Genomic DNA, 14028 nt, shown 5'->3' with positions numbered 1-14028 from the left:
GGCCAAACCATCGCCCCGATAAGCCAGCTTTATAGCCAATGTCTGCGCACCTGTCGCGTTAAACCTTTGCAACACCCTGGCCGCAAACATCAAGCTTAGCCCGAGGTTTTTGGCGAAATTAAAGCGATATGCCGAAAAGTGTGCAGCGGTTTTCGGCTAAATATCGCGACAGGTTAATCGTTAATCTGCCCCTTGCGCTTTGCTGGGACCTCGCTATTTTTCGAAGACGCCCAGTTTGCAATCGCGAATGTGTATTCCGGCACAATACCCGCAAAAAGCGGGGTGAAGCTATTCCCCTGTTCTCCGCGTAAGGCCTGAATGTCCGCCGACCTGCTTACCCTCGCCGACGCCCCAACCCTCAGTGACGCGGAAGCGACGCTGAAATCCGTCTTCGGCTATGACGCCTTTCGCGGCCAGCAATCCGCCGTCATCACCGCCGTCCTGCAAGGCGACGACGTCCTGGCCGTCCTGCCGACCGGTGGTGGGAAAAGTCTCTGTTATCAGATCCCCGCCATCCTGCGTCCGGGTTTAGGTATCGTCATCTCGCCGCTGATCGCCCTGATGAGCGACCAGGTCCAGGCGCTGGAAGCGCGCGGCGTGCGCGCCGCCAAGCTCGACTCGACGCAGAACCTCGGCGAACGCAACGACATCTGGGATGCGGCACGCGGCGGCCAGCTCGACCTGCTTTATCTTTCGCCCGAAGCCTTCAACCAGCCCTTTGTGCTGGACCGCCTGCGACGCATGCCTATCAACCTGGTCGCCATCGACGAAGCGCACTGTATCAGCCAGTGGGGCCACGATTTCCGGCCGGAATACCGGACGCTCGGCCAGGTCAAGGCGCTCTTCCCCGGCGTACCGACCATGGCCATGACGGCCACCGCCGACGCCCACACCCGCGCCGACATCAAGGCCGCCCTGCATATCGAAGACGCGGTCGAAGTCGTCGCCACCTTCGACCGGCCGAACCTTTCCCTGCGTTTCGTTCGCCGCAAGGGGACGGTCGCCAAGTCGATCGTTGAGCTGATCGCCAAACAGAAGGGCGCGTCCGGCATCATCTATTGCGGATCGCGCGATGGCACCGAAAAGCTGGCGGAAACCCTGAAGAAGGAAGGCTTTATCGCCGCCGCCTATCACGCCGGCCTGCCGTCCAAGACGCGTGACGAACGGCTGACCGCGTTTCTCAGCGGCAAGTCGAAGATCATGGTCGCGACCATCGCGTTTGGCATGGGCATCAACAAGGCCGATGTCCGCTTCGTCATCCACGCCGACCCGCCGTCCTCGATGGAGGCCTACTGGCAGGAGGTCGGCCGCGCCGGCCGCGACGGCAAGCCGGCGTCCGGCGTCTGCTTCTACAATTCCGGCGACCTCGGCTGGGCGCTGCGCCGCATGACGATGCGCGAGAACGAGGGCGCACCCGATCAAACCATCCAGAAGGAAAAGGCGCGTGACTTCTTCCAGATGGTCCTGGGCCAGTCCTGCCGCAAACAGGCCGTGCGTAGCTATTTCGGTGAAGAAGGCATTGGGCCGTGCGGCACCTGCGACAACTGCCTGGGCAACGGCAAGTCGAGCGACGTCACCGAACCTGCCCAGATGCTGATGTCGGCGCTTTACCGCCTCAACGGTCCGCGCGGCCGCAAGAAGCTGATCGACCACGTCATGGGTAAGGCCAACGGTCCGGACTTCACGACGCGCGTGCAGACGTTCGGGATCGCCAAGGCCTATAATGCCGGCGTGCTGACTCACGCGCTCGACCTGTGCGAAGCCTATGGCGTGATCGAGGAAACCCTGTGGCAAGAGAAGATGCCGATCGTCGGCCTGCGCGATCCGGCGCTTTTGAAATCGCTGTTTCGCGGCGACCTCAGGCTGATCGCGCCCTCCCTGCGGTAAGAATCAGAGCCGCCAAAGCACCGAAGACAAAGTTGGATACACCGACCTCGACCATGTGAACGCTGCGCACAGGCCACGGCATGACCGGATTGGGGTAGAGCAGTTGCAGATCCATGATGACGCTGAGCGCCAGACCGGACAGCAGAGCCTTCGACCACAGGCTGCCACGCATGGCGCGCACCAGCAGAAGCACAATTGCCGCCCACATCAGGCCGCGCACGAACTGCACCGCCAATAGGTACGGCAGGGAAATATCGCCTATATTGGCATAGAAGGCGCGCACCTCCACGCTCTGCCAGGCGATGAAGGCGCCCGCCACGAAATAGCAGACGACATACAGCACCGCGATGGCCGGAAACTTCCAGGCAAATCCACGCAACACCGGCGGCGCCTCCACCGACTGACCGCGCCACATCAGCGCGATCGCCACCCCTGCCAGGACGTCGCGCAGCAGGTTGCTGAGCGCACCCTTCCAGATACTGTCCATCGACATCTTCAGGTCGTTGTTGAAGACCACCGCCTCGATTAGCGACATGACGGTCTCTATGCCGAACAAGGCCGCGGCCAGGGTGAGCCCAAGCGCTGGCCCACGCAGGCGCATCTTCTGCGCCAGCACGGCCAGCGTCACCGCCACGCAGGCATTGACCACCAGCATGGCCTGACCCGCATCGAACGGCCCGTCCGGCGCGATCGCCGGCGCGTCGCGGAAAAACAGCATGCCTCCCGCGACCATGCCGATCATCAGTACCAGCCACAGACCAAAGGCCTTTGCCACCCAAATTATGCTTGCCTTCATTACAGTTCCCCTTTGGCTTCCAGTGTTTCCCGAGCCCAGGCTGCCCAGGCGGCCGAGGCTTCGTGTTGTCTGCGCCCATGTTCGACCGCCACCCGCGCCTGTACCGGCAGGGCCTGGCCGGCCTCGCCCGCGACAAAATCCGCCAGCGACGCCGCCACCCCGCCCGCAGCCGCCTCGAACGAGTCGAGAAAGGCGCGCGTTAGCGACCGGTCGGCGTGACCGTGCAGGAAGGCGAAGCGCAGCATGGCCTGCGACAGGTCGCTGGCTTCCACCGGCGCCCGCAGCCAGGCCTGAAAAGCCTCTGAGCCCGCGGCCGTCAGATGAAACGCGCCCTTCCCCCTTCCCTCTCCGGAAGTCTCGGCCAACCCCGCCTTGCGCAGCGATTCCAACGCCGGATAGATACTGCCCGGACTGCTCGAATAGCTCCCCATCGGCGTCGTTTCGAACACCTTGCGCAAGGCGTAGCCTGATCGCGGCTCTTCATTGATCAGGCCGAGGAGGGCGTAGCCCAGGGAGGTAACAGATTTGGTCATTTGATACGTTTCGTATTAAAGATACAATAGTACGAATCGTATTATTGTAAAGTGGCGTTATTTCGATACCTGAAGCGATATTTCGGCCTTTTGGATATATATTGGTATTTAAATGATATCACACTGGCCTGCTTCGGTGCATTGACAAGCCGGCTGCCCTGCGTCACCTTACCTGCAATCACACTATAGGATCGAGGGACGAAATGTCGAAACTGCTGCGTGGTCTTCTGCTGGGTGCGACCCTGCTGTCCGCTCCGTCTCTCGGCCACGCCAAGCCTGCGGCAACGCAAGGCCAGATCGACGCCTTTGCCGGCGGGCTCGGGTACCATCTAACCTTAGCCGAGACACATGCATCGGCCGGATGCCCGACACCTAAGGGCTGCCTGCGGCTCGATCTCGACTTGACCATGCCGAAGACCCTGCCGCCGGCGGTCGCGTCAGGTGACTTCGCCATCTATGCCAGCTTCGTCACCACGCTGCTGCCGCTGAAAAGCGACGCCTTCGATATGGAAATTCTCAATGGCGACCTGGTGCGGTTCACCCCCAAGCCAGGCGTGACACTTAAAGCCGGCACAAAATACACCCTGCGCCTGATTTCGCCGGGCAATGTCAACTCGCCCTATTTCCTGCTTCCCAACGCCTATGTCCTGGCCGACGGCTTAAAGCCGCGCGTTATCGCCTCGGCGCGCACCACAGTCGACCCGGTGACCGGCGAAGAAACCCTGCCCTTCGTTACGGCCTATAGCGACGAAACCCGCCAGAACAACCATCCTGAGACACCGTGGCTGACGCCTGAACGCCTGTTCGAGCAGACCGCGTCACGCCAGGCAGTAAATGCACCCGTCTCCGGAATCATCATCCTGCCGACCCCGGTCAAGGCCGAACAGTTAGAGGGACCCGCGCTCGACCTTACCAAGGGTGTGGCGGTCAAGCTTAACGGCGTTGCTGCTGCCGATGTCGCGCCTGCCCTGGCCGGTCTCAAGCTGGCCGACACCGGTGTGCCGCTGACTGTAACTATCGTTGCCGGTAAAGCGGAATCCTACACACTGGTCGCCAGGGACGGCGCCATTACGATCACCGCGGCAGACGCAGCCGGCGCCTCCTACGCCCTGCGCTCGCTGAGCCAACAGGCCGCCTTCGACAAGGGCCTGCTCAAGCCCCTGCATATTGAGGACGCCCCGCGCTTCGGCTTCCGCGGCCTGCATCTCGATGTCGCGCGTAACTTCCACCCCAAGGCGCAGATCTTCAAGGTCGTCGAACAGATGGCCGCCTATAAGCTCAACCGCCTGCACCTGCATCTTGGCGACGACGAGGGCTGGCGCCTGGCGATTTCAGGCCTGCCGGAGCTGACCGATATCGGTTCGAAGCGTTGCCACGATCCGTCCGAAAATACCTGCCTGCTGCCGCAACTGGGCGCCGGTCCCGACGCGAGCACTTCGGTCAATGGCTATCTGACGCGCGCCGACTATATCGAGCTGCTCAAGTTCGCCAGGGCACGCCAGATCGAGGTCATCCCGTCCTTCGACATGCCGGGCCACAGCCGCGCCTCGATTCGGGCCATGGAGGCCCGCGCCCGTCGCCTGATCGCCGAGGGCAAGCCCGAGGACGCCGCGCGCTTCCGCCTGGTCGATCCAGGCGACACAACCGTCTACGACTCGATCCAGAGCTATAACGACAATACGCTCGATGTCTGCCTCCCATCGACCTACACCTTCATCGACGCCGTGCTGACCGACATCAAGGGCATGCACGAAGAAGCCGGCGCGCCGCTGCACATCTATCACCTCGGCCTCGACGAAACCGCCGGTGCATGGAAGGACTCTCCGTCCTGCAAAAAGCTGATGGCCGGGCAGAATCTGACGTACGAGCAACTGGGCCCACAGTTCATCACCCGCGTCACCAGGCTCCTGACCGACAAAGGCATCGAACCTGCCGGCTGGAGCGACGGCATGGGTCACGTCGATCCGGCCACAATGCCCAAAAGCGTCCAGTCTAACACCTGGGGCGGCCTGTTCAGCGGCGGCATTGCCGAAGCACATAAACAAGCCAACCAGGGCTGGAACATCGTCCTCTCCAACCCGGACGTCATGTATCTCGACATGCCGTACGCCGCCGACGGCCATGAACGCGGTTATGACTGGGCGTCGCGCGCTACGGATCTCTACAAGATCTTCGCCTTCATGCCGGAGAACCTGCCGGCCAATGGCGCCGTCATGCTTACCCCTGCCAACCAGCAGGGCAAGATCAGTGACACCGTCCCGCTTACGCCCGGCCATACAATCACCGGCATGCAGGGTCAGCTGTGGAGCGAGGTCGTCCGGACGCCGCAGATCGCCGACTACATGCTGTTCCCGCGCACCCTGGCCGTGGCCGAACGCGCCTGGCACCGGGCGTCGTGGGAACCCACCTATGTCCCCGGCAAGTCCTATGCGTTCGATGACGGCAGCGTCGACAAGGCGGCGGTCCAGGCCGACTGGCAGGGCTTCCAGGCGCGCGTCTCGGCGCAACTGCCGGCGCTCGACAAGGCCGGCGTCAAGTACCGCCTGCCCCTGCCGGGTGCGCGCGTCAAGGACGGCAGGCTCGAAGCCAATGCGGTTCCCGCCAGCCTGAAAATCCAGTACCGCACCAAGGCCGGCAGCTGGACGGCATATTCAGGCCCCACGGCCGTCAAGGGCGAGGTTCGCGTTCGCACCGTCTCGCCAGACGGCAAGCGCTTCAGCCGCGAAGCCGTGGTGAAGTAGCCTTAGCCTTACAGCCAAAATGACGAAGACCCTCCGATTTCTCGGAGGGTCTTTCATATTTGGCGCTTTAGCCTGACGTTTTCTCCATATCCTTTGATGATATGGCCGTCTGCTCTGACGCCGTGTCGCCCTTTGACAAGAGTCCAGGGAGTTAATACGGGTCATTTCCCGTGCATTGACTATAACAAATTCTCCAGTCACGCGAAACTCACAAACGCGCACGAAGCCGTGCACGCCCAACAGCACCGAACACAATTCCGCCTGCAAAATGTATGCGGAACGCCGTTATTTGGACACGCGCCGGACGAAAACGGCGCGCTCTTCTGTAGTCGGCGGGGCAGGGAAAACAGATGGACCTCGCCGTAACAGGAGGTCGTCATGCCTAAAATCCTTTGGCTTTCCTTGGCGCTGGCGGCACTGCCGCTGGCCGCAAGCCCGGCGTTCGCCGAAAGCGCGCCCACCACGCGCATAGCCCCAAATGCCAGCGTCAATACCTACATCCTGCTCGACCGGACCGGCTCGATGCAGGACATCTGGGACGAGGCCCTGACCTCGGTCAACGCCTATGCCGAAGCGCTTGGCGAAGGCGACGGCGCACTGCGAGCTTCGGTCACCCTCGCCGTCTTCGATGCACAGAACGGCCTGCAGTTCGATGTGCTGCGCAAAAAGGTGCCCGCAACCGGCTGGCGCAATGTCACGACGGCGGAGGCCAGCCCGCGCGGGATGACGCCGCTGTATGATGCCATCGGCCGCATCGTCTCGGTCGCCGAGCAGGACAATCCGAAAAAGGCCGTCCTGGTCATCATGACCGATGGTGAGGAGAATTCCAGCCGCGAAGTCACGCAAGCCGGCGCCCGCGCAGCGCTCGACCGTGCACGTGCCAAGGGTTGGGAGGTCGTCTTCCTGGGCGCGGAGTTCGCCAAGTTCACCGATGCCGGCGCCATGGGCGTCACAACCGAAAAGACCATGGCAGTCGGCAAGGATGGCATGAAATCGACCATGCAGCGCCTGGCCAAGAAGAGCCGCGACTATGGCTATAGCGCAGCAGCCCCGGTGACCTTCAACGCCGAAGATCGCGCCGTCGCCAAGGAAGAAGAGGTCAAAAAGAAGAAATAGGCGCGCAATCCGCTGAAAGGCGGGCGGTTTCGGCTCGGATTATTGTGTCTCAAAGCCGATCTGAGACGGATTCGGCTGGCTGGCGAAACCCGGCCAGCCACTTTACCCGCCTGCGGTGTCGAACCAACAAATTTGCCGCGCTTGGCCGAATTCTTCGGCTGTTACGTGTCCCGCCGTGTCATTTGACGGGAACGTGATATCTTGGCCGCTCATTTTTCTGAATGAGTAGATGGACTTAGGCGGCATGGCGGGGATGAAACTGAAACTTCTGGCAGGCACGGCCTTGACCCTGGCCGGTGCTGCGCTTGCCCAGACTGCCGCCGCCGACACACATATCGGCTGGTACGCTGCCGTCGAAGCCGGCCAGACGCCGGGCGCGACCCAGACGCTCGACGTCACAGACGTCACGCTGAAAGGCACTGCCTCTTCGTCCTCCGTCTCGCCGCTGGGCGACGAGGCCTCGCTAAAAATCGATCGCGGCGCTGCCGGCTTCGCCCGTCTCGGCTACCAGTTCACCCCCAATCTGCGCGCCGAGGCCGAGTTTGGCACGCGCCCGGGCGTCATCACCGACGGCCTGGCGGGCGAGCACAATCCGGGCATCGGCAAGGTCGACAAGGCGTCGGCCATGGTCAACCTGATCTATGATATCCGGCCGGACCTGCCGCTGCATCCCTTCGTCGGTATTGGCGCCGGTGTTGTACAGGCCAGGACGAGCTATTCGGGTCCATCGAGCACCAACGGCCACTCACGCACCTACAGCGTAACGTCCGAACAGGCCGTACCCGCGGCCCAGGCGCTGGCCGGCGCCAATTGGCGCCTCACCAAGCGTCTGAACTTCGAGATGATCTACCGCTTCATGCGGACCGGCAACACGTCCTATGACGTCGCCGTGACGGATACGCACACACCACCGAACGCATCTGCACCGGCGACCGACATCTACACCGCCAAGACCGCCGGTCATTTCAGCGACCACTCGTTGAGCGTCGGTCTGCGCTGGAGCTTCGGCGCGCCGGTCAAGTCGCGTCCTTCGTCGGTTGCCTCGGCCCCTGCCGCTCCGCTTAGCACTGCCAATGCCGGCGTGCCCAACAGCCTGTCGGTCAACTCTGCGCCGGTGGCACAAGCCCCTGGCCCGGCATCGTCCCCGCCCGTCGCTGTCGCCGCCCTGCCCGCTCCGGCAGCGCCGTCAGGTTCCGCTGGCTCCGACGCGCAACCGCCGGTCATGGCGATTCCGGCGCCCAAGCGCTATAATGTCTATTTCCCGCTCAACAGCCTGCGCCTTAACGCTGCGGCCCAGTCCGTTATCGCCACTGCCGCGCAGTACGCCAAATCGGCACCCGCCCCCACCCTGACGGTTACCGGACACGCCGATACGTCGGGCTCATCGGCCTACAACATGGCCCTGTCGCGCAAACGTGCCAATGTCGTGGCTGGCGGGCTCAGAAATGAAGGTATTCCGTCTTCAGCCATCACCGTCCGCTGGAAGGGCGAAAAGGACTTGGCCGTGCGGACACGCGACGGCGTGGCCAATGCGAAAAACCGCCGCACCACGATCGACGTCAGCTTCTAGGCCGGTACGCGCAGGTAGCTTTCCATCTTGATCGCCAGCCGTGCCAGCGAAGGCGACATATCGCCCAGATGCCTGAACGGAATGCAGGCGGTCGGCAATTCCGGCTCGCCAACCTGGGCGACCGGCCGCATCAAGTAGCGGAAGTCGATATGCCAGTGCTCGGGCTCGCCCTTCTCTGGATTGGCCGGCACCAACAGGCAGTCGATATCGAACGGCTCATCCTCGATCAGCTCACACGCAAGGCCGGTTTCTTCGCGGGCTTCACGCAAAGCCGCTCCGACGACGGTTTCACCAGGATCGACGTGGCCGCCGGGCTGAATCCACGCCTTGAGATAGGGATGCCAGATGGTCAGCAATGCGTCGCGCTGGACGATCAGCACCGAGGCCGTGACATGAGCAGGAAAGCTCGACCGTGCCAGCATATCTGGCACGGCTTGAAGCTTCTCCAGACTGCGCAGCGCAGTGTCGCGCTCATCGGAAAAGCGGGAGGTGTACTGATCGCAGATACTGCCAATATCAAGGTTCACAGCACACTACTTACCCGATCGTGGCAAGGCACATCGCTTTGCACTTAATCAGCCTCATCTTCAATTATCTTTTCTGAGGAGAGCTGCGTTTTCATTGTTCGATGCTCAAGCGCATATTGAGCACCATCATCAGTCAATTCCCAAAATGTCTGAGCATAATATCCTGGATTTCTCTGGGTTATTTTTACCAACCCATAAGCTGATAATTGCAATCTTATTGTTTGAAATGTGTAGTCATCCATAGATGTTGAGTAATATGACTGATATTTCAATTCTGTAATGCCTTTGTTTAAAGCAATTTTCGCCTTTGATTCTTGAATATAAAACATTAAATGGGGCGCTATTATTAAAAATATGTCATGCCAAGACATCTTTAATGAGTATCTTAATCATTCATCGCCCTTTGTTTTTATAAGTTTTCCTTTAAGGGGAAATTTTTCTGATAGATCAGCTAAATTTTCAAAAATTGAATCACTCAACGCATTTTCTTCATTTTCAACAATCTTCTGCTTTAGTTCATGATTTTCTTTACGTAATTCATTAATTTCGGAAAGAGTGTCGGCACTGGATACAATATTGGCTCTTACCCACCCAACAGCTGGATAAGTCTTAATTGTCTTTGCAAGGCTGAGCGAAACCAGTCCCGGAAGCTGATCAGGAGACGACCAGAATTTTACTAACCGTCCGGCCTTAACGCGCTCCGTGAATTCTATTAATTTTTTTGCAGCTTCAGGATCATTATCCGTTTTATTGACAGCAAGCTCTTCCGGATTCTTATGAACAAAAGCAATAACTTTCAAATCTCTATCAAGAGCATAATTATATTCTTTTTCTGTGTAACTGATTCCCTCAGAGGTCGTACTGCCATAACGTCCACCGATAATTAGCAAATAATAATCTGAATCATCGATTATTTTCTTTATGAAATTTAACTGCTCTTCGTCAGCAGCAGGAAATAATTCCATCCCCGCGGGGATACAATCCATTTCCATAAGCGTCTGCATTACATGCTGCCGCTCTTCCTTGAGATCAGCATAAGTCGAACTTACAAAGACCTGATATCGCTTCTCCATATTCCCCTCGATAAACACCCCGCCAGTTGCCTGACGGGGTGAAAGAACAACTTATGGGTCCAGGGTCGTTACGACCCTGGCTAGGCGTCGACCTCGGCGTCGAGCGCGTTTTCCTGAATGAATTCGCGGCGCGGTTCGACCAGGTCGCCCATCAGCTTGGAGAACATCTCGTCGGCTTCGTCGGCGTGGTTGACCTTGACCTGCAACAGGGTGCGCGCGTCCTTGTCGAGCGTGGTTTCCCACAGCTGCTCGGCATTCATTTCGCCCAGGCCTTTATAGCGCTGGATGGTCAGGCCCTTGCGGCCGGCATCGAGCACGGCAGACACCAAATCCAGCGGACCGCGAATGTCGGTCGCCTTGTCCTTGCGCGTGAAGATGGCGAGCTGGTTGTAGATGCTGACCAGTGCGTCGGTACGTTCCGCCAGACGGCGCGCATCGAGCGAATGCATCATGGCTTCGTCGAGCACGATCTTTTCGGTGACGCCACGACGGATGCGTTCAAAGACATAGCCGCCACCGACGCCGGTGTCGACACTCCACGGACCATCGCCTTCCTGGTTGAGGCGTGTCAGCGAGACAGCGACCTTCTCAAGGTCGGGATGCGTGCCGAACAGGCCGCCCAGGGCCGCCTGTTCGATGGCGAAGGCCGGGGCGCGCAACGACAGACGATCGACGCTGGACTTGAATGACTTGGCGGCGCGCACCTGGGCATCGAGGTCGTTGCCGGTAATGCGTTCACCCGTGCGCAGTTCCAGCACGGCATCATTGATGCCTTCTTCGATGAGATAGGCGTCGAGTTCGGTATCGTCCTTAAGGTAGCGCGACGACTTGCCCTTGGCGACCTTATACAGCGGCGGCTGGGCGATATAGAGGTAACCCTTTTCGATTATCTCCGGCATCTGGCGATAGAAGAAGGTCAGGAGCAGGGTCCGGATGTGCGCGCCGTCGACGTCGGCATCGGTCATGATGATGATCTTGTGGTAGCGCACTTTTTCGATGTTGAAGTCGTCGCGGCCGATACCAGCGCCCAGGGCCGTAATCAGCGTGCCGATCTGTTCGGACGACAGCATCTTGTCGAAGCGGGCGCGCTCGACGTTCAGCACCTTGCCGCGCAGAGGCAGGATGGCCTGGTTTTCACGGTTCCGCGCCTGCTTGGCCGAGCCGCCGGCCGAGTCACCCTCAACGATGAAGATTTCGGACTTGGCGGGATCGCGTTCCTGGCAATCGGCAAGCTTGCCCGGCAGGGACGAGATATCGAGCGCCGACTTGCGCCGGGTCAGTTCGCGCGCCTTGCGGGCGGCTTCGCGGGCGGCGGCGGCTTCGACGATCTTGGAGACGATCGCCTTGGCTTCCGTCGGATTTTCTTCGAACCATTGCGCCAGCTTGTCGTAGACCAGGCCTTCGACGGCCGGGCGGACTTCGGACGAGACCAGCTTGTCCTTGGTCTGCGACGAAAATTTTGGGTCCGGCACCTTGACCGACAGGACGCAGGTCAGGCCTTCACGGGCGTCTTCGCCCGAAACCGAGACCTTCTCGCGCTTGGCGGCGCCGGACGATTCCATGTACTGCGTCATCACCCGCGTCAGGGCGCCACGGAAGGCCGCCAGGTGGGTGCCGCCGTCGCGCTGCGGGATGTTGTTGGTGAAGCACAACATCGTCTCGTGGTAGCTGTCGTTCCACTGCAAGGCCAGGTCGACCTCGATCTTGTCGCGCACACCGCGTACCGATACCGGCGCCTTAGTGATCGCACTCTTGGCCTTGTCGAGGTGCTTGACGAACTCTACCACGCCGCCGTCGTAATGCAGGACGATTTCGTAGGGCTCGGCCTCGCGCATATCGGCGAAACGAATGTAGACGCCGGAATTAAGGAAGGCCAGTTCGCGCAGGCGGTGTTCCAGCGTCTTGCGATCGAAATCGATGAAGGCAAAGGTACCGGTATCCGGGCCCGTCTTCAGCGAAGGCAGGAACTTGACCGTCGTGCCGGTCAGCACTTCGCCAGTCTTGGGGCCTTCTTCGCGGATCGGCGCATCGCCGGTGACGTGGACGGAGGTGACCGTCTCACCCAGCTCGAAGCGCGATTCATAGCGCTTGCCATCGCGATAGATGATCAGCTCGACATAGTCGGACAGGGCGTTGACGACCGAGACGCCGACGCCGTGCAGGCCGCCCGAGACCTTGTAGCTGTTCTGGTCGAATTTACCGCCGGCGTGGAGCTGGGTCATGATGACCTCGGCCGCCGATACGCCTTCGCCTTCATGGATGCCGACCGGCATGCCGCGGCCGTCGTCCGACACCGAGCACGAGCCGTCGGCATTCAGGGTGACGCCAACGCGCGTGGCGTGGCCGGCCAGGGCTTCGTCGATGGCGTTATCAACGACTTCGTAGACCATGTGATGCAGGCCTGAGCCATCATCGGTGTCGCCGATATACATGCCCGGGCGCTTGCGAACGGCATCCAGACCTTTCAAAACCTTGATCGAATCAGCTCCATAGGCATTGGTTACGATCTCAGGATGGTCTTGGGAATTTTCATCGCTCATTCGCGGGTCCATTTACTCAGTAAATTCAATAAATTGGCCGCCTTCGACGCGCACACCCAGCGCGCGGTTACGAAGGCCGTCGAACAGGCCCAAATCGGTCCCTGTAAAGAATGTTTGTAGGCCCAAAGCATGGGTCTCGTCAAACAAAGCGTGCCGTCGCGCAGGGTCAAGATGGGCTGCGACCTCGTCCAGCAAAAGAATTGGTTTTGCAGCGGAAGTATCCTTTGCCAGACGCGCGCCCTGCGCCAGGATGATGTTGAGCAGAAGCGCCTTTTGCTCGCCTGTGGAACCTTCGGCGGCGGGGCGATTCTTATCGCGGTGGATGACCGTAAAATCCATGCGATGCGGCCCGAACAGCGACCGGCCGGCGGCACTATCGCGGCTGCGCGATTGCCGGAAGCCATTGATAATATACGTGTTCAGATCGGCGTCTTCAATGTCGCCGGCCAGGATAAGGTCTGCCTTGGGAAACGGCCCCTGGTGCAGTTCGATCTCGGCCTGGAGCGCGGCGGTCGCACGACGGCGGGCCTCGATCATCTGGATGCCGGTCTCAGCCAGTTTTTGCTCGAGCAGCGACAGCCAGGCGTCGTCGGCCGGACCGTCGGTCAGGAGCTTGAGACGTTCACGCAGCGCCTTTTCGTAGGCGGTGACGACGGCGGCATGGCGGTGTTCAGCGGCATAGGTCAGGCGGTCGAAAAAGCGCAGGCGTTCGGAGCGGGATTCGATAAACAGGCGATCTTGCGCCGGGGTCAGCCAGATCAGCCGAACGTGTTCCAGCAGCCGTGCGGCGGTGACGTTTTGGCCGTCGAGCCGCACCACGCGTTTGTTCAGGTCGCGCGGATCGGAGCCGGTGCCGAGATGGGTTTCGTCCTCGCCTTCGCCGAACTTGGCTGCGACGCCCCAGGCGCGGCCATGCGCTTCGTGGGGCAGGCGGCGGCCAAGGTCGCTGAAACCGGCGCCACGCAGGCCCTTGCCGGGATTGAGGACGCTGATGGCTTCGAGCAGGTTGGTCTTGCCGGCACCGTTGGCTCCATGGAGGTAAACGCTGCGGCCATCGACAGCAAAGTCGAGCCGTTCGTAGGAGCGAAACTCGGTCAGCGAGAGGGATTGGAGGGCACTGGACACGGGTCAGCCCCTTCCTTCGCGCAACTCATTCACAAGAACTAGTTGTCTCGAGGCAGGATTGCTTTCGCCCTCCCTGCTTGCGGGGAGGGGGGACCATCCGCAGGATGGTGGGCGGGGCCC

The 14028-nt window shown here is 60.5% G+C and carries 11 protein-coding genes; 4 read left to right on the top strand and 7 right to left on the bottom strand.

The window, feature by feature from the left end:
- Positions 1 to 318: 318 nt before the first annotated feature.
- A complete protein-coding gene (locus AC1DON_RS08640) occupies positions 319 to 1887 on the top strand; it encodes a RecQ family ATP-dependent DNA helicase (protein ID WP_476934382.1) in 1569 nt (522 codons plus the stop codon).
- Here the strand turns inward: AC1DON_RS08640 and AC1DON_RS08635 are convergent.
- Positions 1859 to 2683, bottom strand: coding sequence for a hypothetical protein (locus AC1DON_RS08635; protein WP_476934381.1), 825 nt, complete (start codon positions 2681 to 2683; stop codon positions 1859 to 1861). The genes AC1DON_RS08640 and AC1DON_RS08635 overlap by 29 nt on opposite strands.
- Positions 2683 to 3216, bottom strand: coding sequence for a PadR family transcriptional regulator (locus tag AC1DON_RS08630; RefSeq protein WP_476934380.1), 534 nt, complete (start codon positions 3214 to 3216; stop codon positions 2683 to 2685). Before AC1DON_RS08630 ends, AC1DON_RS08635 begins: the two co-directional genes overlap by 1 nt.
- A gap of 203 nt (positions 3217 to 3419) precedes the next feature.
- Between AC1DON_RS08630 and AC1DON_RS08625 the strand changes: the two genes are divergently transcribed.
- From AC1DON_RS08625 to AC1DON_RS08615, 3 genes are all read left to right on the top strand, one after another.
- Positions 3420 to 5957, top strand: a complete 2538-nt coding sequence (locus AC1DON_RS08625; RefSeq protein ID WP_476934379.1) for a family 20 glycosylhydrolase — start codon at positions 3420 to 3422, stop codon at positions 5955 to 5957.
- Positions 5958 to 6335: 378 nt separating this feature from the next.
- Complete coding sequence (locus AC1DON_RS08620) at positions 6336 to 7073, top strand: VWA domain-containing protein (protein ID WP_476934378.1); 738 nt, start codon at positions 6336 to 6338, stop codon at positions 7071 to 7073.
- Positions 7074 to 7326: 253 nt separating this feature from the next.
- Positions 7327 to 8643 (top strand): OmpA family protein, encoded by a 1317-nt coding sequence (locus AC1DON_RS08615; RefSeq protein WP_476934377.1) that lies wholly within the window; start codon positions 7327 to 7329, stop codon positions 8641 to 8643.
- Here the strand turns inward: AC1DON_RS08615 and AC1DON_RS08610 are convergent.
- The 5 genes from AC1DON_RS08610 to recF all read right to left on the bottom strand — a co-directional run bounded on the left by AC1DON_RS08610 (position 8640) and on the right by recF (position 13908).
- A complete protein-coding gene (locus AC1DON_RS08610; protein ID WP_476934376.1) occupies positions 8640 to 9170 on the bottom strand; it encodes an NUDIX hydrolase in 531 nt (176 codons plus the stop codon). The two genes, AC1DON_RS08615 and AC1DON_RS08610, sit on opposite strands and share 4 nt — an antisense overlap.
- A gap of 44 nt (positions 9171 to 9214) precedes the next feature.
- Positions 9215 to 9541 carry a hypothetical protein gene (locus tag AC1DON_RS08605; RefSeq protein ID WP_476934375.1) on the bottom strand — a complete coding sequence of 109 codons (327 nt, stop codon included), beginning with the start codon at positions 9539 to 9541 and terminating at the stop codon, positions 9215 to 9217.
- Between the two features lie 18 nt (positions 9542 to 9559).
- Positions 9560 to 10243, bottom strand: a complete 684-nt coding sequence (locus AC1DON_RS08600) for a DUF4062 domain-containing protein (RefSeq protein WP_476934374.1) — start codon at positions 10241 to 10243, stop codon at positions 9560 to 9562.
- A gap of 80 nt (positions 10244 to 10323) precedes the next feature.
- Positions 10324 to 12783: a DNA topoisomerase (ATP-hydrolyzing) subunit B gene (gyrB, locus tag AC1DON_RS08595; protein WP_476934373.1), complete on the bottom strand. Its 2460-nt coding sequence runs from the start codon at positions 12781 to 12783 to the stop codon at positions 10324 to 10326.
- 12 nt (positions 12784 to 12795) lie between these two features.
- Positions 12796 to 13908 (bottom strand): DNA replication/repair protein RecF, encoded by a 1113-nt coding sequence (gene recF, locus AC1DON_RS08590; protein WP_476934372.1) that lies wholly within the window; start codon positions 13906 to 13908, stop codon positions 12796 to 12798.
- Between the last annotated feature and the right edge of the window lie 120 nt (positions 13909 to 14028).

This window comes from Asticcacaulis sp. P4_H10 (assembly GCF_056400965.1).
The sequence above is the reverse complement of the archived record's forward strand: the minus strand, read 5'-3'. Positions and strand labels throughout refer to the sequence as shown.